The organism is Colwellia sp. BRX10-3, assembly GCF_014077505.1.
Classification (GTDB): Bacteria; Pseudomonadota; Gammaproteobacteria; order Enterobacterales; family Alteromonadaceae; genus Cognaticolwellia.
In genome coordinates this window covers 1-26,248 of record NZ_JACGWA010000022.1, presented here as the reverse complement: position 1 = coordinate 26,248, position 26,248 = coordinate 1, and the positions used below count along the sequence as shown (strand labels likewise).

The window sequence follows — 26,248 nt, the reverse complement described above, 5'->3', positions numbered from 1 at the left end:
TTAAGCTGTTTTACGTCTTCGTTTATTATCGCGGTAAACCGCAGTAATAAAGCGCCGACTATGTAAAATCAACATCAATGTGAGTGTCCACACAAATTGCATGATAACTAATTGTTAAAGAACGTATCTTTTAAAAAGATACCGGTAAGAATCTCATTCGCTCTGTACCGTAAAGTAATTCTTTGCTACAGGCCTTGCCTGAAGCGAGATGCGTATTCTACGCAACTCAGTTTTAATGTCAACGCTTTTTAGTTTTATTTTAAAAGTTTTTTTAAACTTTCAAAGCAATTCTTTTTAAAACGTTAAGTTAACTAAACCAGTATGAACTGTAATAGATAACTCATCAAAACATCCTCTTCGACTTGTCCCGAAGAAGTGGAGCGCATTTTAGAGATTTTTAGCTCCGCGTCAACAGCTAATAAGCATTTAATTACGGAAATATGTTTGTTTGCTTTTTATTTGAACAATACGGAGATAAAATGAACTTATTTAATATAGTCACTTACCTGATTAAGTGTATTAACCCGATTTACACCTTCAATTTGCTCAGAGGTTGATTCATTAGTGTAGCGACTATTAACTAGTATTCTACATTCTATACCTGCATTGCTAGCTGCTTGCATATCGGAAATTTTATCACCGATAAAAATGCTTTCAGCTAGAGCAATTGAAAATTCTTGTTGCGCTTGCATGATCATGCCGGGTTCTGGCTTACGGCAGACGCATGACATAACAAAGTTATTTACGCCTTTAGTAGGATGATGAGGGCAGTAGTAAACTTTAGCTATAGTTATGCCTTGATCGGCAAATACATTAACCATCCATTGCGATAATGCTTCAAACGTTGTTTTATCATAATAGCCTCTAGCGATTCCTGCTTGATTAGTAATGACAAAAATTTTATAACCTTTATCAGTAGCTAATCTGCAGAGATCAAATATGCCATCAACAAATTCAAAATCTTCAATTTTGTGCACATAACCATGATCAACGTTAATAATGCCATCTCTATCTAGAAAAAGTGCTTTATTCATCATAATTTTATTTACTTAACTTCTTAAAATGTATTGTTTTATAGCAATGAGTTAAAAAGGCCTTGTTTAATACACATCGACTTGCATAAAAGTACTGCTGCCGCGAGGTGTGAATGTCAATGAACGCAGATGTATTCAAAACATATCGTTTACCCTAAACATAACTCATTATTACTAGTTAGCCTTTGTTCAGTTCTGTAAATAATAATGTCGAAAAGTGTTGTTCAACATTACATACACAAGCCGCCATCAATTTCGACAACACGACCAGTGAAGAATTCATTTTCAAAGATATATTTAACGGTATGGGCTATTTCATCAGCTTCACCTAAGCGTCCTACTGGTTTCATTTTTTCTAAACGTTCACGCATTTCAGGTTTCATTGCATCTGTCATTGCGGTGTGAATAACACCGGGAGCAATAGCACCAACTCGAATGCCATGGCGACCAAGCTCTCTTGCCCAGGTAACTGTCATGGCAACTACGCCAGCTTTTGAAGCTGCATAATTGGTTTGCCCCATATTACCAGCGCGTGCAATAGAAGACATATTGATAATAACGCCTTTGCGCTTACCTTCTATCATATGAACCGCCGCTTCTCGACCACATAAAAATACGCCGGTTAGATTGACATCAATCACCGATTGAAATTGATCCAGTGACATTTTTTTACTCACCACGCCGTCTTTAGCTTTAACAAACATACCATCACGCAATATGCCGGCATTGTTAATCAAGCCATCAATACCGTCAAAGTCGCTATTAATTTGACTAAACGTTTTTTCAACATCAGGTTCATCTGTGACATTGGCAATATAGTATTTTGCACTTGAACCCGCTTCTACAACTAATTTAACTGTTTCTTGTAAAAGCGCTTCATTTAAATCAATTAACGCCAGCTTAGCGCCCTGGGTCGCTAAATTAATTGCCATTGAACGACCTAGACCCTGTCCACCACCGGTGATCACGATGACTTTATTATTCAAATCCATTATTTTTCCTTTATCTCTATTATATATTATCTAGTTGAATGGGCTAAAAAACCAATCAATTAATTTACTGTCAACATCACTAATATTTGAAAAAGACCAATTTGGATTTTTGTCTTTATCGACTAATAACGCTCTAACACCTTCGCAAGCTTCAGAATATTGACAACAACGTAAGATTAAATTTAACTCTGAGGCAAAACATTCGCTTAAGCTCAGTGATTTAGTCGTTTGTAGTTGTCTATATATAATACAAGCACTAAGAGGGCTACCCGCCTGCAATTTGTTTTTTGCCTGAGTCAGCCACTTATTCTCTGTTTTTACATTTAGAATCGCTGTGTGAATATCAACAATGTTATCGAAAGCCAGTAATTTGGCTATGCCCGCTTCATTTGCTTTTAACTCCGAGTGCAAGTGATGCTCGAATTCATTAGAAAACCCCAGCAAGGTTTGATCTAGCAATTGATAATTTTTATTATTGTCTTGCCAGTCCACTGTTAATAAATGATCAAAAATATCCTTTTTAGATAAACTATCAATAGTATAATCCGACAAGCCAATATATTTAGCATCTGCTGCATTAAAAACAGCACCTGTGATCCCTAAAAATAGTCCTAGTTCGTCAGGGGTTTTATTTAAAAACCAACTCGAGCCTACATCCGGGTATAAGCCTATTGTTACTTCAGGCATGGCCATCAAAGTACGCTCAGTTGTGATGCGATGACTGGCACCCGCAAACAAACCTACTCCCCCGCCCATGACATAACCATCGCCCCAGATCATAATGGGCTTGTTAAAATTGTGAATTAATTGATCAAGGACATATTCTTGGCCAAAAAAATCATAAGCGAAGCCAGTTTTAATGACTTGATCATCTATTGGTGTCACTAGCTCTTTTAGGTAGTGATAAAGACTAACAACATCACCCCCAGCACAAAATGCTTTTTCACCCGCGCCTTGTAAAATAACAACAGCGATACTGTCATCTTGTTGCCAAGACGTGAGTTGTTGGGTTAACAGTTTAATCATCGAAAGATTTAATGCATTGTGAGATTTAGGGGCATTAAGTTCTGCTATGGCTATTTTTTTATTATTTGTACTGCTTAACTCTGTAAATATCACATCACTCATTCAGTTTTGTTCCCGCTATTTCACTGGTTAATTTTGTTATTTAGTTTCGCTATATAATTGCACTATTTAACTGCATTGTTAATAAACTATATAATAAACCATTATAATGTTGCATCAATAGCCACAACGGTTCGGCCGGTAACTGTGCCATCGACATAAGCGTCAAATGCGTTAGGTAAATCTTTAAACTCGATGGTTGAGGGTGAAATTAAAGCAAGTTTTGTTGGTTTCAAGTCAGTTGATAATCGCAGCCAGCCTTGGGTACGAACTGATATCGGCATTTCCACTGAATTGATACCCAATAAACTCACACCTCTTAAAATAAAAGGCATAACGGTCGAATCCAATTTAATGCCTCCAGCCAAACCAATGGATGCAATATTACCCCACACGCAAGTAGTACGAGTGAGCCAAGATAAAGTATCACCACCCACGTTGTCGACTGCACCGCCCCATTGTGCATTTTCTAATGCTTTGGTGCCCATTTCAATATCATTACGATTAATGAGTTTACTTGCACCTAACGCTTTTAAGTAAGGTTCTTGTTCTGTTTTGCCAGTAAAGGCAATAACTTCATAACCAATATTTGATAACATATTAATAGCAAAGCTACCAACTCCTCCTGTTGCACCGGTTACTACAATGGGTCCGCGTTCAGGAATTTGACCATTATCTTCCATTCTTTGTATCGCAAGCGCCGCAGTATAACCGGCAGTGCCTAATGCCATTACATCGCGCAAGCTCATACCTGCGGGTAAATTAACGATTGAATCGGCTTTAACGCGGGCATACTCGCTATAACCACCATCATAAAGCTCTGATAATTGCGCGCCACAAACTAGCACTTTATCGCCGGTTTGAAAACGCGAATCTACTGAGCTGACCACAACACCTGATAAATCAATACCACCCACTAACGGATACGTTCTTAAAATACGTCCTTTACCTGTTGCCGCTAATGCATCTTTGTAATTAATATCTGAATAGGCGACTTTAATAATTACTTCACCAGCAGTTAAGTCATCAAGACTTATTTTTTCAAAGCCACTGGTAATGGTTTTATCATTTTTATGAATACGAAATGCGGTAAATTTATCAGGAACTGTCGACATATTATTTCTCACTCTATTATGTATTTTATCGGCGAAGCCAAAGGGTTAGTTTAGCTAGCATTTAATAACTGAAATACCAATACAGTTAGACTTAGTCCTGTTCTACTAATCGCTTAGGGTATTTATTAGTGGTTATAATTAAAGAGCCCTTCCGGCATGGCCATCAAACTTTTACTACCGGCTTCAATAGCGTGAATATGACCATCAATTCTTGGCAACAATCGTTCATTAAAAAATTCACCAACGTAAAGCTTTGATTGATAAAAATCTTCTTCGTTATGTGCTGATGCTTTTTCTGCCATCAAAGCCCACATATAGGCATAGCTTAGCAAACCAAAGGCGGCTAAATAATCGCTTGCCGAGGCACCAACCATATTTTTATCTTGATCGTGCTCAACAATAATTAACCCAGTAACTGCTTTTAATTTTTCTAGAGCACCAGCTAATGGTTGAACAAAACGAGTCAATGCATGGTTATCAGCATGCTGTTCAATAAATGTTGTTATCTCAGTAAAATAAACATCAAGAAACTTGCCCTTATTAGCAACGACTTTACGACCGAGTAAATCAAGCGCTTGAATGCCATTAGTTCCTTCGTAAATTTGGGCAATACGCACATCACGCACGAGTTGCTCTTGACCCCATTCACGAACATAGCCGTGACCACCAAAAACCATTTGCCCTAAGCTACAACTTTCAAAAGCCATGTCAGTCATAAACGCTTTAGCAACGGGCGTTAACAATGCAACTAACTGCTCAGCTTGCTGTTTTTCAGTTTCATCAGCAGAAAATTTAACAATATCGAGTTGTTTAGCAACATAAGTAGAAAAACAGCGGCCCCCTTCGTTAAATGCTCGCATAGTTAGCAGCATTTTTCTAACATCAGGATGGACAATAAGTGAATCCGCTTTTTTTTCTGCTGATTTTATGCCGGTAGCACTACGACCTTGAATACGTTCAATGGCGTATTCTGCCGCTTGCTGATAGGACGTTTCAGCCGCACCAACGCCTTGAATACCCATACCTAAACGTTCATAGTTCATCATAGTGAACATGTAGTTAAGGCCCTTGTTTTGCTCTCCGACTAAAAAACCTTTAGCTGTATCAAAGTTCATCACACAAGTTGCCGAGCCTTTGATACCCATTTTGTGCTCAATAGAGCCACAAGTAACAGTGTTTCTAGCGCCTAAACTGCCATCATCGTTTAACAAAAACTTAGGCACCACAAACATTGATATACCACGAGGACCTTTTGGCGCACCTGGTATTTTCGCTAATACTAAATGAATAATATTTTCGGTTAAGTCTTGTTCTCCGCCAGTAATAAATATTTTGGTGCCAGATAAAGCAAAACTGCCGTCGTCTAGCGCTTCTGCTTTTGCTGTCATTATGCCTAAATCGCTACCCGCATGTGGTTCAGTTAAACACATGGTGCCAGCCCATTTACCCGAATACATATTTTCTAAGTAAGTTTGCTTCATTTCTTCGCTAGCATGAGCACTAAGCGCCAAACTCGCGCCCGCCGTCAACATTGGGTAAAGTGCAAATGAGATAGAAGCCGATTGTGTCATTTCTTCAACAAACGATTGCAACATTTTTGGCATACCCATGCCGCCATGTTCAGGATCGCCACTTAACGAACCCCAACCGCCTTCACAATAAAGTTGATACGCTTTAGCAAAACCATCGGGAGTTGTTACCTCACCGTTAGACCAAATAGCACCTTGTTCGTCACTATTGCGATTCAAGGGCGCGATAACACTAGCGGTTAACTTTGCCCCTTCTGATAAAATCGCATCGGCGGTGTCTTTATCAATCAGCTCTGCCACAGCAGGCATAGTTGCCCATAACTGCTCAGCATTAAAAACTTCATGCAATAAAAACTGCATATCACGCATTGGCGCTTGGTAATTACTCATCACTCATACTCGTCTGGTTGCTTATATTAATTGAACAAAGCTTACATGTTTCGACGATACTGACCGCCGGCTTCAAATAATGAATTAACAATTTGCCCTAATGAACAAACCTTACAAGCATCCATCATCAGCTCAAAAATATTCTCATGCTTAATAGCCGCCGTTTGTAGGCGCTTAAGTAATACTTCTACTTGTGCTTCATTAGCTTTATTTAAACTGGCTAACATTTCAATTTGATAGGTTTTTTCTTCTTCTGTAGCGCGGATAACTTCTTCCGGCACTATCGTTGGCGACCCCGTAGAACTTAAGAAGGTATTAACACCGATAATAGGGAATTCACCTGAGTGTTTTAAATGCTCGTAATGCATACTTTCTTCTTGAATTTTTCCACGTTGGTACATGGTTTCCATTGCGCCAAGTACACCACCACGTTCATTGATGCGATCAAACTCGGTTAATACCGCTTCTTCGACCAAATCAGTTAACTCTTCAATTATAAAGGCACCTTGAATTGGGTTTTCATTCTTAGAAAGTCCCAGTTCACGGTTAATAATTAATTGAATCGCCATCGCGCGACGAACACTGTCTTCGGTTGGTGTAGTGATTGCTTCATCATAAGCATTGGTATGCAAAGAATTACAGTTATCGTTTATCGCGTAAAGTGCTTGAAGCGTGGTACGAATGTCATTGAAATCAATTTCTTGTGCATGCAATGAACGACCAGAGGTTTGAATATGGTATTTCAACATTTGTGCACGAGCATTAGCGCCATATTTATTCTTCATGGCTTTTGACCATATACGACGAGCCACTCGGCCAATTACTGCGTATTCAGGGTCAATACCGTTTGAGAAGAAGAAAGATAAGTTAGGACCAAATTCGTTGATGTCCATACCACGGCTTAAGTAATATTCTACAAAAGTAAAACCGTTCGCTAAAGTTAATGCCAATTGGGTAATGGGGTTCGCGCCAGCTTCAGCAATGTGATAACCAGAAATAGATACTGAGTAGAAGTTACGCACACCTTTATCAATAAAGTACTCTTGCACATCACCCATTAAGCGTAAAGCAAATTCAGTGGAGAAAATACAAGTGTTTTGAGCTTGATCTTCTTTTAAGATATCCGCTTGAACCGTGCCGCGTACCAGTGTTAAGGTTTTCGCTTTTATTGCTTGGTAAACCTCGGCCGGTAAAACTTGGTCACCAGTTACCCCTAATAACATCAAGCCTAAACCGTCATTACCTTCAGGTAATTCACCTTGGTAGGTTGGACGTTCACAGCCTTTGTCTTGGTAGATTTTTTTAATCGTTGCAGCGACTTCTTTTTCTAAACCATTTTCAGTGATAAAACGCTCACACTGTTGATCAATCGCCGTATTCAAGAAAAAACCTAACAGCATAGGCGCTGGACCATTAATGGTCATTGAAACTGAGGTCATGGCATGTGCTAAGTCAAAACCAGAGTAAAGCTTTTTAGCATCGTCCAAACAACAAATAGACACACCAGCATTACCTATTTTTCCGTAAATATCAGGACGAATAGCCGGATCGTTACCGTATAAGGTTACGGAGTCGAATGCCGTTGATAAGCGTTTTGCAGGCATACCTTTAGACACATAATGAAAACGACGGTTAGTACGTTCCGGGCCACCCTCACCTGCGAACATTCTTGTTGGGTCTTCACCTTCACGTTTGAATGGGAACAAACCGGCGGTGTATGGAAATTCACCCGGTACGTTTTCTTGTAAGTTCCACTTTAAAATATCGCCCCAACCTTGATATTTAGGCATGCTGATTTTTGGTATTGCACTACCTGACAATGATTTGGTATGCGTTTGGATTGAAAGTTCTTTATCACGCACTTTAAATTTAAATTCAGGGTCTTTATAACGCTGAACTTTATCTGCCCATTGCTCTAGCAATAATTTGTTTTTTGGATCTAAATCTAACTCGACATGGGTGTATAATGCTTCAAGTTGAGCAACTAAACCTGCTGACACGTCTGTCTCAGTTTCTTTTGCGGTTTCAATCGCTTGATGAATACCATAAAGTTTTTGAGCTACCGTTGTTTGCTTTTCAACCCAAGTATCGTAACCGCGGTTACTTTCTGATATTTCAGATAAATAGCGAATACGGTTTCCTGGAATAACACTACTCTTATTCGCTAACGTACCTTCAGTAGATAAGAGATCACCAACGGTTAAGCCTGCTTTAGTATTTAACGCTGTGATCACCGCGTTGTATAACTCAGTCATACCACGGTCATTAAATTGTGACGCGATAGTGCCATATACTGGTACTTCATCATCGCCAGCTTCAAACATGCCACGGTTACGTTTATATTGTTTTTTCACATCACGCAGTGCATCAAGTGCACCACGTTTATCAAATTTATTTAACGCGATAATGTCAGCAAAATCTAACATATCGATTTTTTCAAGCTGCGTTGCCGCACCGTATTCAGGTGTCATTACATATAAAGAAACATCTGAGTGCTCTTCAATTTCAGTATCTGACTGGCCAATGCCTGAGGTTTCTAAAATGATTAAATCAAAGTCGGTCGCTTTTAATATATCTAACGTGTCATTAACATAAACCGACAAGGCTAAGTTTGATTGACGTGTTGCTAGCGAGCGCATATATACACGGTCGTTATTTACCGCATTCATACGAATACGGTCACCTAATAAAGCACCACCGGTTTTACGTTTTGACGGGTCAACTGACACAATCGCGATTTTACTATCATCCGTTGCCATTAAAAAGCGACGAATAAGCTCATCAACTAATGACGATTTACCCGCACCACCGGTACCGGTTATACCTAATACTGGCGTTTTACTTACTGTGGCAATTTTACGTATTTTGGCAAGGTCGCTTTTGTTTTCTTCTGGCGCGTTTTCTGCGGCTGAAATTAAACGCGCTATGGCTTGCTTTTTATCTTGTAATGGCACGCCTTTCTTTAAGTTGGCTACGTCATCTTTTTTAACATTAATACCGGTTTTAAAATCACAACGCTCTAGCATGTCATCAATCATGCCTAATAAGCCAAGCGCTCGGCCGTCATCTGGTGAGTAAATACGGGTAATGCCGTAGTCTTGTAGCATTTTAATTTCATCAGGCAGTATTACACCACCACCGCCACCCACTATACGAATATGCTCACAACCACGCTCTTTTAACAGGTCATACATATATTTAAAATATTCATTGTGACCACCTTGATAAGAGGTCATAGCAATAGCGTTTGCGTCTTCTTGAATAGCAGTATTTACCACTTCTTCAACACTGCGGTCATGGCCGAGATGAATAACTTCTGCACCGCTTGATTGCAGAATTCTACGCATAATATTAATAGCCGCGTCGTGACCATCAAATAATGATGCCGCCGTAACAATACGGATTTTATTTTTTAACTGATATCTTTCAGTATTCATCTCATACTCTCTTATTTATCAAAATCGCTTTTTCACAATGACTGCTTAACGTATTGGTAACGAAAACAGTAGCATTGTGAAGCAATAACTATCTCAATGTTCACAACCTACATAGAACTTATGCACTAGTTTTAGTCGTAAAACTCGATAATGGAAACTTAATGAATAAATTAGAACACACTAAAAATGCAATGAACATTGATTTTATTGTTAATTTGATGGACTATATTGTGATTAGACCACCAAACAATTCCATGTAAATATTCTAGGCTAGCATGTCAAATATAAAACTAACAAAATCGGCTGACATTCGCTTATTTATCCCTGTATTTTTATTAAAAAAGTTAGCTAAACATCGACTAACCGACGGTTTATATCCAGTTTCTTTGGGCATAACACAAGCAAATAACAACTATAAGCTTCAGCAAGAAAATAATCATTCACATAGCTTAATTTACTGCTTGTCCGGCGCAGGAAAACTACACTACCAAGGTAAAGTAAGAATAATAGAACGTGGCGATCTTGTTATTATTAATCCCAATACCGCTTTCACTTTTACCCTAGACAAAACACAAGAAAACCTAATTAAGTCTAGTCATAACGACAAACAACCCAGCAGCCGTGACAGCAAAGCTACTGACAACATTGTCTATTGGATAAATTTTACGGGTACGCTGGCGCAAGACTTTGCCGAACGGTTATTGATGAAAATGGACAGTGGTGTGGCGCATGTTGGTGTGTTGAAAAATATTGTTAGCGACTTTGATCATTTATTAGCCCTAGGCGCGCGCGGCTATACCGCCACTAACGTAATACATGCAGTGCATATTTTGCAGCAAGCCTTAAGCTTTCTCGCGTTGCAATTACGTTTAACCATGCTTAATAACAGTTCGAGTTTTGATTTAGAAGCGGTTGAGGCATTAATGCGCAACAGTTTGCATCAAGAGTTGAGCTTAGATACGTTAGCGCATTATAGTCAGTTATCTAAATTTCACTTCGCGAAAAAATTTAAAGAACTAACCGACAGTTCACCTATTCAACACTTTATTAATATGAAAATTCAACATGCTTGTTCACAACTCGATAATAGCGATATTGCCATTAAAGACATTGCAAACGACTTAGGTTACAGCGACCCTTACTATTTTTCACGACTGTTCAAAAAATTAGTCGGTATTTCACCGAAACAATATCGTGATTCTCGCCATAGTTCATGAGCATCAGAACTTGTTAACATCCTGACATTTTTGCTATTCGAGCGACACCTCCTAGCGTTGTTTAATCTACGTTTTAAATTGGTTTATTTAACTGCAGCATAGGTGTATATAAGCCATGGTCTATTTTTCAACAACTAAACTGAACTCATTGCAGTTTCATCGCATGTAATTGGCATAGCTTAACCCAATATTATTATTTCTGAGTGTCGCCGATAATAACTATTACGCTCAAAATAATGGAGTCGCTATGATCGCCAAAGTAACAAATAAAGCAATTTTCAGCAGTAGCATCAATGATACCAAAGACATCTACATCCTAGAATAGGGTATTAAACTGAATACATTTGATGGCGATCATGAGCGAAAGGGTTGTCCAGTAGTATAAAAAAAATTTATAAAATCGGTCCAGTTGTATTTACAATAAAATAACTCTCATGAGTATTTTTTGAGACGAAAAGTTAATCGTTGTTGTTTACCCTCAAAAATTTGTATCTATCACAAAACCTAGATAATATAGAATTTTACATACACAAAAAGCTAAAATAGACTGGAAGCTTTGTATATATCTATATGGTGGTGGTTGAAGATCATAATGAAGAACTTAATTTTTGTGTGTTGTCTTTGCTTCCTCAGCTTAACTTTGAATGCTGAAGAAACAATTACCATAGTCCGTGGCGATGGAAACTATTTTCCTTTTGAGTACGTGGAAAATGGTAAGCTAACAGGGATACATATCGATTTAATTCAAGCAGTAGCAAATGAGCTGGGGTTAACGGTAAGTTTCGAAAGCCTTCCTTGGAGTCGAGGATTATTTGACTTTAAACAGGGGAAGTTTGATGCTATGTCTCATGTCTCGCATACAGAAGAAAGAGAAAAATTTGCTCACTTCTTAGATGGAAATATCATCTCCAGTGTAAAAACCTATCCTATTATTTTATCTCACCGAAGAAACGAAATAGTATTTAATGGCAATCTGACCAGCTTAATTCCCTATACGATAGCTGTTGGTAGAGATTATAAATATGGTGACCCTTTTGATACCGCTAGCTATCTCTCCAAATATGAAATACCAACACCTAGCCAAGAAGTATTGACCAAGTTACTAAATTTAGAGAGAGTAGACGTTATTATCGGCTCAAGAAGAAACCTTTTACAGGTACATTCAGAGCAAGAGGTAAATGAACTTTACCATGTTTTTGAACAACCAGTGGCTTCAGACAATAGTTACTTGGTATTTTCAAAAGTTCGAAATAAGTTAGCTATCGCCAAAAAGTTTGCCATAGCTCTCGATCATTATAAATCCAGCCAAGCATATAAAGATTTATTGCAAAATTATAAAAACATAGAGAATAGTAAAAATTAGCAGGCTAGTGACTAATGTCTTTACTGAGAATAAAGTACTCTTAAATTCTCAAGTAATTATATCTGTTTTCATGTCAAAGTGATGATATACCAGCTAAGGTGACTAACCATTTTTGGCAGCTCCAGCCGGTAAATTCAACTAGTCAACTGCACGATTAAATTAAGCTCAATATTGAAAATCTGATATGAGCTACCGTAGCTATTGTTATAAGGTCAATTTCACTGTTTTACATTATTCAATTAAAGCAAATCAGTGACAAAGCAACTGAAATAAGAAAACACATTTTCATTTAAACCACTATTTAGCTTTTTAACAATGGTTATCAAAACCTTAAAAATCACATCAAATACAATTTACAGCAGTGCTAATTTCCAGGTACTACTATAAGTACGGTCATTAAATGTAGAAGAAGAGTTCGACTCTACCGTTTTGTTAATTCTGACCAAACGAGTACCTTCAATTTGAAACTGTGAGGTGATTTCACTTTCCGCAGACATAGAAAAAAAGATATAAGCGCTACCTTTTCCTGAATAGGTTAGGCGAGTTTCAACCGGCACACCTTCATCATTAATCAACACTTTATAACTGCCTTTGAATTTATTGACATAACCTCGGGTTTTTTTATCATCGATGAAACTTTCTAACGGTAATTCAAAGTCCAATACCCTAACTTGCTGTTCAAAATATTCAATTTGGGTCTCTCCTCTGAATTGACCTTTTGATATAGCATCTAAAATTGTTTGTGCCGATGAAAGGATTGGAATTAATGATGACGCTGATAATATTTCTGCACCATTTAATGCTGGCGTATCAGCTTCTTCATCAGCCATTTTAAGACGATTTTCTTGTGCTATTTGCACTAACACATCTTTTGAATAACGAATATCTAAGCCTTCGATACTTTCAGACAGTGTAGATTTAATCGCGCCCGTTTTTAATTTCTTATCTTTCCCTTCGCCTCTAGATTCTGAAAAGGAAACACTTAATACACCGGAGACTGCATGGTTACCGTCTAACATCACCAAAGCTTGTTGTAAATCGGATAAGCTGTCAGCCCAAACGTTTTGTGAAATGGTGAGGGTAAGAAGTGCCAAAACTGTAGATTGAATATTATTCAATTTTATAAATTCCCTGTTATTATTTTAATGGTCAGTTTATTAAATACTCAGCCTTTATACCTAAATCTGTATTAATAATTCAATAAGAATTACTTTCACAAATGTTACTAAGTATTTCTTTATATTTAAAATGCAATAAACATATAAAGCTAATAGCCTTGAAAAGGCTGATCACCATAAGATCAAAAAAGCCCACAAATAAGTGGGCTTGCTTAACTAAATGATTGACTACATCATTTCAACGGCAATCGCAGTTGCTTCACCGCCACCAATACATAAAGACGCAAGGCCTTTACTTAAGCCACGGTTTTTCAAGGCATGAATTAACGTCACCATAATACGAGCGCCACTGGCACCTAACGGATGGCCTAATGCACAAGCACCGCCGTTAACATTTACTTTCGTAACATCTAGATCTAGTTCTTTAATACCTAGCATAGTCACCATGGCAAAGGCTTCGTTGATTTCAAACAAATCAACATCAGCGGTTGTCCAGTTAGCTTTTGCTAATACTTTTTTCATCGCGCCAACCGGTGCTACGGTGAACTCTGCTGGCTTTTGCGCGTGCATCGCGTGAGCAACAATTTTACACAATGGCGTTAAACCACGTTTTTGTGCTTCAGATAATTTCATCATGACTAATGCGGCTGCGCCATCAGAAATAGAGCTTGAGTTAGCAGCAGTAATTGTACCGTCTTTTTTAAATGCTGGACGCAAACTAGGAATTTTATCTGGGCGCGCATTACCTGGTTGTTCATCAATTTCAAACACTGAGTCGCCACGACGAGATTTAATGGTTACTGGTGATATTTCATTAACGAATGCACCATCAGCAATAGCAGCATTTGCACGTTCTAGAGAACGAATAGCATAAGCATCCATATCTTCACGGGTAAATGCAGATTCATCAGCGGTTGCTTGTGCGAAACAACCCATGGCAATACCGTCGTAGGCATTTTCTAGGCCGTCAGTCATCATGTGATCAAGGACTTGACCGTGACCCATTTTAATACCTGCTCTGCCACTCGGTAATAAATGTGGTGCGTTAGTCATGCTTTCCATGCCGCCAGCAATGGCAACGTCAATAGAACCCGCTAATAAAGCATCATGCGCCTGCATAGCCGCTTTCATACCTGACCCACAGACTTTGTTAATCGTAGTACAAGTCGTAGACAGGTCTAAGTCAGCCTCTAATGCCGCTTGACGGGCAGGTGCTTGCTTTAAGCCAGCAGGTAATACACAACCCATGATCACTTCATCGACTTGATCATTAGATAAATTAGCGGCTGCCATAGCACCACGAATAGCTGTAGCACCTAAAGTGGTAGCACTAACTGCTGATAAACCGCCCATAAAACCGCCCATAGGGGTACGTTTTGCAGCAACGATAACGATAGGATCTTGAGTAGACATAAGGCTCTCCGAAAGTGTTGTTCGATATTACTCGACATTTATTCAGTATTTATCCGACAATTTTAGATAAATTCTTACAAACATCGACAAGAATTGCGCCACAGATTAACGCAAAATCAGCTTTACGCCAACGTAAACTTTATGGATCTTTAGTCTAGCCATGCTAATTTTTAACGAAATCGACAATCATTCTTTACAGATGAGTAATCGGCTTTGTATTAACTTCAGCTTTTAAAGCACTCTGCTGCTGACTATGATGAAAATACAATATAGAGACTTAAATAGAGACTTAAGTTAATGCTTGCACTTTACGTTAACGTAAACTTATTGTAAGGTATTGCATAGATAAAAAACAAATTAACGTCGAGCAATAAGAATGAGCGATATGACCCCTGTCACCTACTCTATTGGTGAGTTAGCGAGAGAATTTGATATTACCACCCGCAGTATTCGTTTTTACGAAGACCAAGGTTTAATATTGCCAACTCGCAAAGGACAAACAAGAATATACAACCAAAGAGACAGAGTTCGACTAAAGTTAATTCTACGTGGTAAACGCTTAGGTTTTTCATTAGCTGAAACAGGTCGCTTGTTTGAGCTTTACGATGCGGACAATTCAAGTGCAACGCAATTAAAAACTATTATGGATTTAATTTCCAACAAGAAAAACGATTTAAACCAACAGCTAGAAGACATTCAAGCTGTGTTGATTGAATTAACCGGTTTGGAAAACAACTGTCAAAATGCGCTTGCCTCTATTGATAAGTAACAAGCTATAAACAAAGTAACAGCTAACGCCAGCAACTTAAGTGTTAACACGACAAACAATTATTTAAAGGTACTACTATGATTTCTACTTTCTCATCAATGAATTTTAACTTGGGTGAAACCGTTGACATGATCCGCACCACAGTTAACGCTTTTGCCCGTGACGAAATAGCCCCTCGTGCAGCACAAATAGATATTGATAATGAATTTCCTAACGACTTATGGCGCAAGTTTGGCGATTTAGGTTTATTGGGCATGACTGTAGATGAGCAATATGGTGGCTCTGGTTTAGGTTACTTAGAGCACATGGTTGCAATGCAAGAAATTTCACGTGCTTCAGCCTCTGTTGGTTTAAGTTACGGCGCTATGTCTAACCTATGTTTAAACCAATTAAACAAAAATGGTAGCCACGAGCAAAAAGAAAAATACTTACCTAAACTTTGTACCGGTGAACATATTGGTGCATTAGCGATGTCTGAGCCAAACGCAGGTTCAGATGTGGTTAGCATGAAGCTGAACGCGAAAAAGCAAGGCGATAAGTACATTCTTAACGGCAATAAAATGTGGATCACTAACGGTCCTGACGCGCATGTTTTTATCATTTATGCCAAAACCGATACTAGTGCTGGTTCTAAAGGTATTACTGCTTTTATCGTAGAACGTGACTACCCTGGTTTTTCTCGTCATCAAAAACTCGATAAATTAGGTATGCGTGGCTCTAATACCTGTGAATTAGTCTTCCAAGATTGTGAAGTACCGGCGACAAATATTTTAGGTGAAGAAGGCAAAGGCGTTCGCGTACTAATGTCAGGCTTAGATTACGAGCGTTTAGTATTAACTGGTGGCCCGCTAGGTATTATGGATGCTTGTATGGACTTAGTCGTACCTTATATTCACGACAGAAAACAATTTGGCCAAGCCATTGGTGAATTTCAATTAATTCAAGGCAAAATTGCCGACATGTACACGCAAATGAATGCAGCAAAATCTTATGCTTATTTATGTGCGATGGCAGCTGATCGCGGCGAAACAACGCGCAAAGACGCCGCAGGTGTTATTTTATACTCTGCAGAACTGGCGACCAAAATGGCCTTAGATGCAATTCAGTTACTCGGTGGTAACGGTTACATTAATGAATTTCCAGCGGGTCGTTTATTACGTGACGCTAAGTTATATGAAATTGGCGCTGGTACATCAGAAATTCGTCGTATGCTAATAGGCCGAGAATTGTTCAACGAATCAGTTTAATAAAGGTTTAGGCTCAGCCATTTAATCAATACTTTTGTCAAAAGTGCTTACTTACGCTTTAAGCTTAGCACTTTTATTCTCGTATCAACTAAATGGCTTTGCTAAATCAATTATTTAGATTCAGAGAAAACACATAATAACTCCAGTGACTATTGCTATTGAACACTTATAACTAATGAAGTATTTAATTAAATATTAGTGAATTGACAACAATATCAATATGCTCTGACGAAGCAAAAGATCAACAAAATAGAAGGTTATACCGTGGCTAAGATAATATCGAAAATTAATCCCCGCAGCCCTGAATTCATCGAAAACGCTGCCCATATGAAAGTGCAAGTCGATGACTTAAAAGTAAAGTTAGAAACAATTAAGTTGGGTGGCGGCGAACGAAGTCGCGAACGTCATTTATCTCGGGGTAAATTACTGCCTAGAGATCGCGTTTATGCCCTACTCGACCCAGGCTCGGCCTTTCTTGAATTATCACAATTAGCCGCTTATGAAGTTTACGACGATAACGTGCCTGCTGCTGGAATTATTACCGGCATCGGCCGTGTTGGTGGCCAAGAGTGTATTATTGTTGCTAACGATGCGACCGTAAAAGGTGGTACTTATTTTCCGCTAACCGTTAAAAAGCATTTACGCGCGCAAACTATTGCACAAGAAAATAACTTACCTTGTATCTACCTAGTAGATTCAGGCGGTGCAAACTTACCTAACCAAGATGACGTTTTCCCTGATAAAGAACATTTTGGTCGTATTTTCTTTAACCAAGCCAATATGTCAGCACAAAGCATTCCTCAAATCGCCGTGGTTATGGGTTCATGTACCGCAGGTGGCGCTTATGTTCCCGCCATGGCCGATGAATCTATTATTGTTAAAGAACAAGGTACTATTTTTCTTGCAGGCCCGCCTTTAGTCAAAGCGGCCACCGGTGAAGTGGTTAGTGCTGAAGATTTAGGTGGTGCTGATGTCCATTGTCGTACCTCAGGTGTTGCCGATCACATGGCACAAAATGATCATCATGCATTAGAAATTGCTCGTAGTGCTATTGGTAACTTAAACCGTGTTAAACCAGTACAAATGGCGATTAAAGAAGTGGTTGAACCGGCATATGCTATAGAAGAAGTTTACGGCATAGTACCAAAAGACTCTCGCCAACCCTTTGACGTGCGCGAGATTATTGCCCGCGTGGTTGATGGCAGTGAGTTTGATGAATTTAAAGCGCTTTACGGTACAACCTTAGTTTGTGGTTTTGCACGTATCTACGGCTATCAAGTCGGCATTGTCGCCAATAATGGAATTTTATTTGGTGAATCTGCACAAAAAGGCGCTCACTTTATTGAGCTATGTGCGCAAAGAAAAATTCCCTTGGTATTCTTACAAAACATTACTGGCTTCATGGTGGGTAAACAATACGAAGCTGGCGGCATCGCAAAACATGGCGCAAAAATGGTGACGGCTGTTGCTACTGCGCAAGTACCTAAATTTACCATTTTAATTGGTGGTAGTTTCGGTGCGGGCAACTACGGCATGTGTGGCCGCGCTTATGACCCACGCTTCTTATTTATGTGGCCAAATTCTCGTATATCAGTAATGGGTGGCGAACAAGCTGCGGGTGTATTAGCGCAAGTTAAACGCGATCAAAAAGATAAGCTTGGCGAGCAATGGAGCGCCGAAGAAGAAGCAAACTTCAAACAACCTATTATTGATGACTACGAACGCCAAGGTCATCCATATTACGCCTCTGCGCGTTTATGGGATGACGGTGTTATCGACCCTGCAGAAACTCGTCAAGTACTAGGTTTAGCTATTTCAGCGTCACTAAATAAAGTTATCAAAGAGACCAAATTTGGTCTATTTAGAATGTAAGGGGGTAATTTAACATGTTTTCACATAGCAATATAAAAAGCCCTAGCGAACAAGTATTGTTCGACGTTGATAGCCGCGGCGTAGCTACTGTTACATTAAATAATCCTGATAAGCACAACGCCTTTGATGACAGCATTATTTATGTGCTAAACCAACTATTTAAAGAAATAGCACTGTGTGATGACATCAATGTCATGGTGCTAGCGTCAACAGGAAAAAGCTTTTCTGCAGGTGCAGATTTAGGCTGGATGCAGCGTATGGCATCTTACTCTTATGAAGAGAATTTGTCGGATGCAAACGCCCTAGCGCAAATGTTAAAAAACCTAAACTTTTTACCACAACCTACCATTGCTAAAGTGCAAGGTGCGGCTTTTGGCGGCGCAGTTGGCCTAGCCAGTTGTTGCGATATTGTGCTGGCTAGTGAAAAAGCGAGTTTTTGTTTGAGTGAAGTCAAGCTAGGTCTAATTCCAGCGACCATCAGCCCTTATGTAGTTAATGCTATTGGCCAAAAAGCTAGCAGACGTTATTTCCAAACCGCTGAACGATTTTTTGCTGACAAAGCACAACAACTTGGTTTGGTCGATGAAATTTACCCGTTAACAGAGTTAGATTCTGCGGTTGCTAAAATGATAAATACCTTATTAGCCAATGGCCCGTTAGCGGTGCGACAAGCAAAACAGTTAGCACTCGATGTTGCCTACCAAGATATTGACGAGACATTAATTAAAGAAACCAGCGAACGTATTGCCGCAATTCGTGTTTCTGCAGAAGGTCAAGAAGGCCTAACGGCATTTTTTGAAAAGCGCCAACCTGCTTGGCAAGCCGCGCCTATCAACTTAGCAACGTCAAGCAGTTCAGCAGAGCCAACAACATCAACAAATAAAGGCGAAGGATAATATTCATGTTTACTAAAATACTAATTGCTAACCGTGGTGAAATCGCCTGTCGTGTTATTAAAACCGCCCGAAAAATGGGTATATTAACCGTCGCGGTTTATTCTGATGCTGATGCTGATTCACTGCACGTTAATATGGCGGATGAAGCTATTCACATTGGCGGCTCACCTTCACGCGAAAGTTACTTGTTGTCAGAAAAAGTAATTGAAGCGGCGAAACGAACTGGCGCGCAAGCTATTCATCCGGGTTACGGTTTTCTTTCTGAAAATGCTGACTTTTGTCGTATGTGTGCCAAAGAAGGTATTACCTTTATTGGCCCACCGGTTGCCGCCATTGAAGCTATGGGCTCAAAATCTGCAGCTAAAAACATTATGGAAAAGGCACAAGTGCCTTTAGTGCCAGGCTATCATGGTGATGACCAATCTGAAGCCGTAATTAAAAAAGCTGCTGATGATATGGGTTATCCGGTATTGCTAAAAGCTACGGCTGGTGGCGGTGGTAAAGGTATGCGCCAAGTTTGGAATGAAAGCGAATTTTCTGAAGGATTCGCTGCTGCTAAACGCGAAGCTAAATCATCTTTTGGTGATGATACTATGTTGGTTGAAAAGTACTTAACGCAACCACGCCATGTTGAAATTCAAGTATTTTGTGATAATCATCAAAACGCAGTATACCTGTTCGAACGTGACTGTTCAGTACAACGTCGTCATCAAAAAGTTATTGAAGAAGCCCCTGCTTTTAGCATGAGTGAAGCACTGCGCTCTCAAATGGGTGAGTCGGCCATAAAGTCTGCTCAAGCTATTGGTTATCAAGGAGCAGGTACGGTTGAGTTCTTGCTTGATGTAGATGGTTCATTTTACTTTATGGAAATGAATACTCGCTTACAAGTAGAGCACCCGGTTACTGAATTAATTACTGGCCAAGATCTAGTCGAATGGCAATTACGCGTAGCGGCTGGTGAAGTGTTACCCAAAGCCCAACACGAATTAAAAATCAATGGGCATGCTTTTGAAGCACGTATTTATGCAGAAGATCCAAACAATGACTTTTTACCTGCTACGGGCAAACTAGACTTTTTACAACCACCGGTTGAAAGTGAATTTGTACGAGTAGATACTGGTGTTCGTCAAGGTGATGAAGTTAGCGTGTTTTACGATCCTATGATTGCAAAGTTAATTGTTTGGGATGAAAACCGTGAAAAAGCCTTACAACGCTTAGCAAAAGCCTTATCTGAATATCGCATTAATGGTGTGACGACAAATATCGACTTTCTATATAATTTAGCCACGTGTGCACCCTTTGTTAACGCGGATATCGACACCAGTTTTATTGAGAAAAACCAAGCAATAATATTCCATGAAAGTGAACAAGCCCTAGCCGGTGAGTTGCCGATGGCGGCGCTTTATTTAGTGTTGTCGCAAGCATTACAGGCACAAGTAAAAGCCGCAAAAACTAACGACCCATTTTCACCTTGGAACATGACCAATGCTTGGCGCTTAAATGAAGCGAACATTCATCACATGGTATTGGCTCATAATGGCACAGAATACCCGATTGTCGTTGAGCAAAAACGCCAAGGCAGTGGTAGTTATTATTTAATTACGGTTGATGGACAAACTGTAGATTGCCAGGGGCGAATTGAAAACGACACTTTGTATGCCAGTATCGATGGCTACCGCAGTCACGCAACCATCGCACAAAATGCTAACCAAATTAGTCTTTATCATCAAAATGGCGTGTTTAACTTCACCCATATTTTACCCGACTGTGGCGATAATACCGGTGACGATAGCCATGGTGGCTTAGTTGCGCCAATGAACGGCACTATGGTGTCAGTATTAATAAAATCTGGTGACAGCGTTATTGCAGATCAACCATTAATGATAATGGAAGCGATGAAAATGGAGCATACCATTCGCGCGCCAAGTAATGGTGTTGTAGATGCCATTTATTATAAAGATGGTGATATGGTTGACGGTGGTGCTGAATTAGTCGCATTTACCCCAGAGGACGCATAATGACTGATGCATTTACACCTTCACTGCCAGTTTCGTTACCAACGTCGGTAAAAATAGTAGAAGTTGGTCCACGTGATGGTCTGCAAAATGAAAAAGTTCACATTAGCGCTCAAGATAAAATAGCGCTAATTGAGCAACTGGCCGATGCTGGAGTTAGCTACATTGAAAGTGGCAGTTTCGTATCACCTAAATGGGTGCCACAAATGGCAACATCTAGCGACGTTTTCAACGGTATTAAACGCAAAAAAGGTGTTACTTACGCCGCACTAACGCCTAACATGAAAGGCTTTGAAGCCGCCATGGCCGTTAATGCCAATGAAGTGGCTATTTTTGGCGCCGCTTCAGAAGCGTTCAGTCAAAAGAATATCAATTGCTCAATTGAAGAAAGTTTGCAACGCTTTGAACCAATTATGCAGGCGGCCAAAGCAGCTAATATTCCTGTACGTGGTTATGTCTCTTGTGTAGTTGGTTGCCCTTACGATGGTGATATTGCACCAGAACAAGTAGCAAAAGTTGCCGAAAAGTTATACCAAATGGGCTGTTACGAAATTTCACTTGGTGACACTATTGGTGTCGGCACGCCAGCAAGCGTAAGCAAAATGTTACAGGCGGTTAGTACTAAGGTACCGGTTGAAAAATTAGCCGTACACTTTCATGATACTTATGGCCAAGCGTTAACCAATATTTACACTGCATTACAAGCTGGTGTTAAGGTAGTCGATAGTGCTATTGCAGGACTTGGTGGCTGCCCTTATGCTAAAGGTGCATCAGGAAACGTGGCAACCGAAGACGTGTTATATATGTTAAATGGTTTAGGAATAGCGACCGACATTGATTTCGACAAATTACTTACCGCTGGTTGGTTTATTAGCGACAAATTAGGTAAAGCGCCGATCTCTAAAGTGTCGATGGCATATCGTGCAAAATGAGATCAGTATTTAGATAACATTGAAATAAAAATTTTCTGATTTTTATAATAAAATTTATGTAAATCAGCCAACAAGAATAAAGATAAAATTATTATTGAGGATTAAATAATGGCAGGATTTGACAAAGTAGTGTCAAGCTATGAAGAAGCAATGGCCGGTCTTGAAGACAATATGACGGTTATTGCTGGTGGCTTTGGTTTATGTGGTATTCCAGAAAACTTAATAAGCGAAATTAAGCGTAAAGGCACTAAAGGTTTAACCGTTGTTTCAAATAACTGCGGTGTTGACGATTTTGGTCTCGGCATTTTACTTCCTGATCGTCAAATCAAAAAAATTATTGCATCTTACGTTGGTGAAAATGCCGAGTTTGAACGTCAGATGATGAACGGTGAGCTTGAAGTTGAATTAACGCCTCAAGGTACCTTAGCCGAAAAAATGCGGGCTGGTGGTGCCGGTATTCCAGCTTTCTTTACCGCAACAGGTTACGGAACACCAGTGGCCGAAGGTAAAGAAGAGCGTGAATTTGACGGCAGACATTACATTTTAGAGCCAGCGATTAAAGGTGACTTTGCCATTGTAAAAGCTTGGAAAGCTGACCGTTATGGCAACTTAGTGTTTAGAAAAACTGCACGTAACTTTAATCCTATGGCGGCAACTGCAGGCAAAATAACCGTTGTCGAAGTCGAAGAGATTGTTGAACCTGGCGAGTTAGACCCTGATCACATTCATACTCCTGGTATTTATGTTAATCGCTTAATTTTAGGTACATTCGAAAAACGCATTGAACAGCGCACTATTCGCAGTTAGTAAGGAGTAATTTATGGCTTTAACAAGAGAACAACTAGCACAGCGAGTTGCACAAGAATTACAAGACGGATTCTACGTTAACTTAGGTATTGGTATTCCTACTTTAGTGGCAAACTATATACCTGAAGGCATGGAGGTTATGCTCCAATCTGAAAACGGCCTACTTGGCATGGGACAATTCCCTACCGAAGCAGAGATTGACGCCGACTTAATCAACGCAGGTAAACAAACGGTGACCATGGCAAAAGGTGCATCAATTTTTGATTCAGCTGAGTCATTCGCGATGATCCGTGGTGGCCATGTTGATTTAACTGTTTTGGGCGCTTTTGAAGTTGATGTTAACGGTAATATTGCTTCGTACATGATCCCCGGCAAGTTAATTAAAGGCATGGGCGGTGCAATGGATTTAGTCGCCGGTGCTGACAATATTATTGTGACCATGACCCACGCCTCAAAACATGGCGTATCTAAATTGTTAAGTAACTGTACGCTGCCGTTAACCGGTAAAGGTTGCATTAAAAAAGTATTGACCGACCTCGCCTTTATCGAAATTAAAGATGGCAAGTTTTACTTATTAGAGCGTGCACCTGGTGTTTCAGTTGAAGAAATAATTTCATTAACTGAAGGTGAACTTATTGTTGATGGCGACGTGCCTGAAATGCAATTATAAAGTGATTTAATCCACTACTGAATAAAATATATATTAAGGGGCTCTAGCCCCTTTTTTTATTATTCAAACTAAACTATACAATTGTTTAAGTATATTTTTCATTAATATTAACAATTTAATAAATGTAAACTCTGACATCACCAGTGTTTAAACCACGACTTTACAAATATAATGTCGCTAATTCCGCACAGTCTGTACAGATGGGTTGCAATTTACTACGGATTTGGAGATACTAAAGTTGACAAAGAAAAGGCAAAACACGCGAAAACGTGTTACGCAAAACCACCGGTCTAAGGACAAATATAATACTATATTTATCTACGACAGCGGAGTTACCGTGTTATTAGGTACATCCTGTGGTTTTTTCTTTTACTAACTCTAATTGTATTATAAAAGGTTATTAAAATGAAAAAATTATTACTAGTTACAACCATTACTGCTTTAACGATGACGTCTATTATAACCGCGCCGAAAGCGCAAGCTGCTGACATTGCACAAAGTGTATGTGAGTATGTTGCTGCTGACGACAAAAGACGTATGCGTTCATTTTTAAAGACGAATAAATTAAAAATTCGTAATATCTTCTCAGGTATCCAATGTAATGGTCAAAACTTGTTGGAATTCGCAGCCACTAAGGGTTCAGTTGAGACAGGCTCTTTGATGATAAGTAAATTACCAAAGAAAACCGTTTCTGCTAACTTGGCAGTATTCCAGAATGGATCGCAACCATTAATCGACGCTGCAAACGAACGCGTTAGCAGCTAGACATTTATTTTCTTGTAGGCGTTTATACTTAAAGTAAGTTCTATGTTTTACTAGTTAATAATTCTTGTGTCATTAAAAAGGTCAGCATTAGCTGATCTTTTTTTCACCTGAATTTCGTGAAAAACTAATTTCAGCTAGCCACGCTGCATAAAACTGATTAAAATCATGCCAAAGCTTTTACTCAATCAATTCGGTTTAATTAATGCCCAACAAACGCAGCTACATTACCAGTAATAACGCCTTAGTATTAACAGGAGGTGGTGCTCGTGCTGCTTATCAAGTTGGTGTTTTATCTGCTATAGCTAAGTTCATGCCACGCAATCATGGTGTTCCTTTTCCAATTATTTGTGGTACTTCTGCAGGCGCTATTAACTCTACCGCATTAGCTTGTTATGCCTCATGTTTTCAACTAGCAGTGAAAAAATTAGAATGGGTGTGGAAAAACCTTGATCCTGGCAGAATTTATCATACTGATCCTATACGTGTATCTAGTCACATAATAGGAGGTTTTCTGGGAGGCTTTCAAGCAGATTATGCCAATAAAAATGCCAGAAGTTTATTAAATAATGCGCCGCTTAGGCAACTGCTCGAAACCGTAGTGGACTTTAGCCGAATCGATACCAATATAAGACGTCGCTATCTTTCTGCGGTATCGGTTACGGCATCAAGTTATACCAGTGGCGATTCTATCAGTTTTTTTCAATCAGAAGAGTCAATTTCCCCATGGTTTAGATCAAAGCGACGTGGCGAGCCTACGCAATTGAACAGTCAACATTTAATGGCATCAGCAGCCATTCCATTAATATTTCCATCAGAAAAAGTGAAACGACATCATTTGGGCGATGGTTCAGTGCATCAACTTTCGCCGTTAAGTCCTGCAATACACCTAGGCGCAGAAAAAATATTTATTGTTGGTGTTGAACAACCCAAAGAACCCATTCATGCGCTTGAGAATAATCCTCATCCGCCAACAACAGCCTCAATAGCGGGCCACTTACTAGATTCTGTTTTCTCAGATACCTTACAAAGTGATATTGAACGTATGGAAAGAGTTAACCATACCTTATCATTAATACCCGACGAAAATAAAAAGAACACTACAGGTTTAAAAAATATCGAATCTTACGTGCTAAACCCGAGTCACAACTTCAACAGTATTGCCGTAAAGTATTACGATAAACTGCCCATGTCGATTAGATTATTACTACGAAGTATTGGTATAAGTAATGATGCGGAGTCTAGCTTACTTAGCTACTTATTGTTTGAGAAAAACTACTGTAAAGAGTTAATTAACCTTGGGTTTAACGATGCACTTGAGCAAGATAGTAAAATACGTGAATTCCTTAATATTTAATATTTCATATTTAATATTGCCAAATAATTTTTCTAGCCAATATGTCTTCTTATTTTTTGTCGTCGCTTCTTCACATGCTGTTTCATAAATTAAACCTGTGGTAACTGCAGGTAGTAATTGAGAATTGTTGCAAGCTTGTGTAACCGCTCGGCCACTTTTATTGTCAAAGCGAACTAATTCGACACTTG

General features: G+C 39.3%; 20 protein-coding genes and 1 riboswitch. Of the genes, 12 read left to right on the top strand and 8 right to left on the bottom strand.

Annotation, left to right across the window (positions count from 1 at the left end; genetic code table 11):
* Positions 1 to 485 precede the first annotated feature (485 nt).
* From gmhB to H4J38_RS16540, 6 genes are all read right to left on the bottom strand, one after another.
* Positions 486 to 1,037 (bottom strand): D-glycero-beta-D-manno-heptose 1,7-bisphosphate 7-phosphatase, encoded by a 552-nt coding sequence (gene gmhB / locus H4J38_RS16565; protein ID WP_310733492.1) that lies wholly within the window; start codon positions 1,035 to 1,037, stop codon positions 486 to 488.
* Positions 1,038 to 1,264: 227 nt separating this feature from the next.
* A complete protein-coding gene (locus tag H4J38_RS16560; protein ID WP_182133544.1) occupies positions 1,265 to 2,026 on the bottom strand; it encodes an SDR family oxidoreductase in 762 nt (253 codons plus the stop codon).
* A 30-nt stretch (positions 2,027 to 2,056) separates the two neighbouring features.
* The gene (locus H4J38_RS16555; protein ID WP_182133542.1) at positions 2,057 to 3,154 is read right to left on the bottom strand and encodes an enoyl-CoA hydratase/isomerase family protein; all 1,098 of its coding nucleotides are present in this window, start codon (positions 3,152 to 3,154) and stop codon (positions 2,057 to 2,059) included.
* Between the two features lie 101 nt (positions 3,155 to 3,255).
* A complete protein-coding gene (locus tag H4J38_RS16550) occupies positions 3,256 to 4,266 on the bottom strand; it encodes an acryloyl-CoA reductase (RefSeq protein ID WP_182133540.1) in 1,011 nt (336 codons plus the stop codon).
* Between the two features lie 125 nt (positions 4,267 to 4,391).
* Positions 4,392 to 6,185: an acyl-CoA dehydrogenase C-terminal domain-containing protein gene (locus tag H4J38_RS16545; RefSeq protein ID WP_182133538.1), complete on the bottom strand. Its 1,794-nt coding sequence runs from the start codon at positions 6,183 to 6,185 to the stop codon at positions 4,392 to 4,394.
* 41 nt (positions 6,186 to 6,226) lie between these two features.
* Positions 6,227 to 9,622 carry a methylmalonyl-CoA mutase family protein gene (locus H4J38_RS16540; RefSeq protein WP_182133536.1) on the bottom strand — a complete coding sequence of 1,132 codons (3,396 nt, stop codon included), beginning with the start codon at positions 9,620 to 9,622 and terminating at the stop codon, positions 6,227 to 6,229.
* Positions 9,623 to 9,897: 275 nt separating this feature from the next.
* On the opposite strand from H4J38_RS16540, the gene H4J38_RS16535 reads away from it, so the two are divergent.
* Together H4J38_RS16535 and H4J38_RS16530 are read left to right on the top strand one after the other, a co-directional pair.
* Positions 9,898 to 10,839 (top strand): AraC family transcriptional regulator, encoded by a 942-nt coding sequence (locus H4J38_RS16535; protein WP_182133534.1) that lies wholly within the window; start codon positions 9,898 to 9,900, stop codon positions 10,837 to 10,839.
* Positions 10,840 to 11,431: 592 nt separating this feature from the next.
* Positions 11,432 to 12,202 carry an ABC transporter substrate-binding protein gene (locus tag H4J38_RS16530; RefSeq protein ID WP_182133533.1) on the top strand — a complete coding sequence of 257 codons (771 nt, stop codon included), beginning with the start codon at positions 11,432 to 11,434 and terminating at the stop codon, positions 12,200 to 12,202.
* A gap of 353 nt (positions 12,203 to 12,555) precedes the next feature.
* Here the strand turns inward: H4J38_RS16530 and H4J38_RS16525 are convergent, their stop codons facing one another.
* Positions 12,556 to 13,320, bottom strand: a complete 765-nt coding sequence (locus tag H4J38_RS16525) for a hypothetical protein (protein ID WP_182133531.1) — start codon at positions 13,318 to 13,320, stop codon at positions 12,556 to 12,558.
* A 228-nt stretch (positions 13,321 to 13,548) separates the two neighbouring features.
* The gene (locus H4J38_RS16520) at positions 13,549 to 14,733 is read right to left on the bottom strand and encodes an acetyl-CoA C-acyltransferase (protein WP_182133529.1); all 1,185 of its coding nucleotides are present in this window, start codon (positions 14,731 to 14,733) and stop codon (positions 13,549 to 13,551) included.
* 376 nt (positions 14,734 to 15,109) lie between these two features.
* Here H4J38_RS16520 and H4J38_RS16515 point away from each other — a divergent pair, with 376 nt between their 5' ends.
* The 10 genes from H4J38_RS16515 (at position 15,110) to H4J38_RS16470 (ending at position 26,060) form a co-directional block, all read left to right on the top strand.
* The gene (locus H4J38_RS16515) at positions 15,110 to 15,502 is read left to right on the top strand and encodes a MerR family DNA-binding transcriptional regulator (protein WP_182133527.1); all 393 of its coding nucleotides are present in this window, start codon (positions 15,110 to 15,112) and stop codon (positions 15,500 to 15,502) included.
* A gap of 77 nt (positions 15,503 to 15,579) precedes the next feature.
* Positions 15,580 to 16,749 carry an isovaleryl-CoA dehydrogenase gene (locus tag H4J38_RS16510; protein WP_182133525.1) on the top strand — a complete coding sequence of 390 codons (1,170 nt, stop codon included), beginning with the start codon at positions 15,580 to 15,582 and terminating at the stop codon, positions 16,747 to 16,749.
* A gap of 264 nt (positions 16,750 to 17,013) precedes the next feature.
* Positions 17,014 to 18,621, top strand: coding sequence for a carboxyl transferase domain-containing protein (locus H4J38_RS16505; RefSeq protein ID WP_182133523.1), 1,608 nt, complete (start codon positions 17,014 to 17,016; stop codon positions 18,619 to 18,621).
* A gap of 14 nt (positions 18,622 to 18,635) precedes the next feature.
* Positions 18,636 to 19,517, top strand: a complete 882-nt coding sequence (locus H4J38_RS16500; protein WP_182133521.1) for an enoyl-CoA hydratase/isomerase family protein — start codon at positions 18,636 to 18,638, stop codon at positions 19,515 to 19,517.
* 5 nt (positions 19,518 to 19,522) lie between these two features.
* Entirely contained in the window at positions 19,523 to 21,535 is a 2,013-nt protein-coding gene (locus H4J38_RS16495; protein WP_182133519.1) for an acetyl/propionyl/methylcrotonyl-CoA carboxylase subunit alpha, read from the top strand.
* Positions 21,535 to 22,464 carry a hydroxymethylglutaryl-CoA lyase gene (locus tag H4J38_RS16490; RefSeq protein WP_182133517.1) on the top strand — a complete coding sequence of 310 codons (930 nt, stop codon included), beginning with the start codon at positions 21,535 to 21,537 and terminating at the stop codon, positions 22,462 to 22,464. The genes H4J38_RS16495 and H4J38_RS16490 overlap by 1 nt, the downstream gene beginning before the upstream one ends.
* A 108-nt stretch (positions 22,465 to 22,572) precedes the next feature.
* A complete protein-coding gene (locus H4J38_RS16485; protein ID WP_182133516.1) occupies positions 22,573 to 23,271 on the top strand; it encodes a CoA transferase subunit A in 699 nt (232 codons plus the stop codon).
* Between the two features lie 13 nt (positions 23,272 to 23,284).
* Positions 23,285 to 23,941, top strand: a complete 657-nt coding sequence (locus H4J38_RS16480) for a 3-oxoacid CoA-transferase subunit B (protein ID WP_182133514.1) — start codon at positions 23,285 to 23,287, stop codon at positions 23,939 to 23,941.
* A gap of 241 nt (positions 23,942 to 24,182) precedes the next feature.
* Positions 24,183 to 24,281: riboswitch (cyclic di-GMP riboswitch) on the top strand.
* A gap of 65 nt (positions 24,282 to 24,346) precedes the next feature.
* Positions 24,347 to 24,706, top strand: a complete 360-nt coding sequence (locus tag H4J38_RS16475) for a DUF3718 domain-containing protein (protein ID WP_182133512.1) — start codon at positions 24,347 to 24,349, stop codon at positions 24,704 to 24,706.
* 202 nt (positions 24,707 to 24,908) lie between these two features.
* Positions 24,909 to 26,060 (top strand): patatin-like phospholipase family protein, encoded by a 1,152-nt coding sequence (locus H4J38_RS16470; RefSeq protein ID WP_182133510.1) that lies wholly within the window; start codon positions 24,909 to 24,911, stop codon positions 26,058 to 26,060.
* Positions 26,061 to 26,248 lie beyond the last annotated feature (188 nt).

Excerpts from the sequence above, each read along its gene's own strand:
- gmhB (WP_310733492.1), bottom strand. The coding sequence starts at position 1,037 with ATGATGAATAAAGCACTTTTTCTAGATAGAGATGGCATTATTAACGTT.
- H4J38_RS16560 (WP_182133544.1), bottom strand. The coding sequence starts at position 2,026 with ATGGATTTGAATAATAAAGTCATCGTGATCACCGGTGGTGGACAGGGT.
- H4J38_RS16555 (WP_182133542.1), bottom strand. The coding sequence starts at position 3,154 with ATGAGTGATGTGATATTTACAGAGTTAAGCAGTACAAATAATAAAAAA.
- H4J38_RS16550 (WP_182133540.1), bottom strand. The coding sequence starts at position 4,266 with ATGTCGACAGTTCCTGATAAATTTACCGCATTTCGTATTCATAAAAAT.
- H4J38_RS16545 (WP_182133538.1), bottom strand. The coding sequence starts at position 6,185 with ATGAGTAATTACCAAGCGCCAATGCGTGATATGCAGTTTTTATTGCAT.
- H4J38_RS16540 (WP_182133536.1), bottom strand. The coding sequence starts at position 9,622 with ATGAATACTGAAAGATATCAGTTAAAAAATAAAATCCGTATTGTTACG.
- H4J38_RS16535 (WP_182133534.1), top strand. The coding sequence starts at position 9,898 with ATGTCAAATATAAAACTAACAAAATCGGCTGACATTCGCTTATTTATC.
- H4J38_RS16530 (WP_182133533.1), top strand. The coding sequence starts at position 11,432 with ATGAAGAACTTAATTTTTGTGTGTTGTCTTTGCTTCCTCAGCTTAACT.
- H4J38_RS16520 (WP_182133529.1), bottom strand. The coding sequence starts at position 14,733 with ATGTCTACTCAAGATCCTATCGTTATCGTTGCTGCAAAACGTACCCCT.
- H4J38_RS16515 (WP_182133527.1), top strand. The coding sequence starts at position 15,110 with ATGAGCGATATGACCCCTGTCACCTACTCTATTGGTGAGTTAGCGAGA.
- H4J38_RS16510 (WP_182133525.1), top strand. The coding sequence starts at position 15,580 with ATGATTTCTACTTTCTCATCAATGAATTTTAACTTGGGTGAAACCGTT.
- H4J38_RS16500 (WP_182133521.1), top strand. The coding sequence starts at position 18,636 with ATGTTTTCACATAGCAATATAAAAAGCCCTAGCGAACAAGTATTGTTC.
- H4J38_RS16495 (WP_182133519.1), top strand. The coding sequence starts at position 19,523 with ATGTTTACTAAAATACTAATTGCTAACCGTGGTGAAATCGCCTGTCGT.
- H4J38_RS16490 (WP_182133517.1), top strand. The coding sequence starts at position 21,535 with ATGACTGATGCATTTACACCTTCACTGCCAGTTTCGTTACCAACGTCG.
- H4J38_RS16485 (WP_182133516.1), top strand. The coding sequence starts at position 22,573 with ATGGCAGGATTTGACAAAGTAGTGTCAAGCTATGAAGAAGCAATGGCC.
- H4J38_RS16480 (WP_182133514.1), top strand. The coding sequence starts at position 23,285 with ATGGCTTTAACAAGAGAACAACTAGCACAGCGAGTTGCACAAGAATTA.
- H4J38_RS16475 (WP_182133512.1), top strand. The coding sequence starts at position 24,347 with ATGAAAAAATTATTACTAGTTACAACCATTACTGCTTTAACGATGACG.
- H4J38_RS16470 (WP_182133510.1), top strand. The coding sequence starts at position 24,909 with ATGCCCAACAAACGCAGCTACATTACCAGTAATAACGCCTTAGTATTA.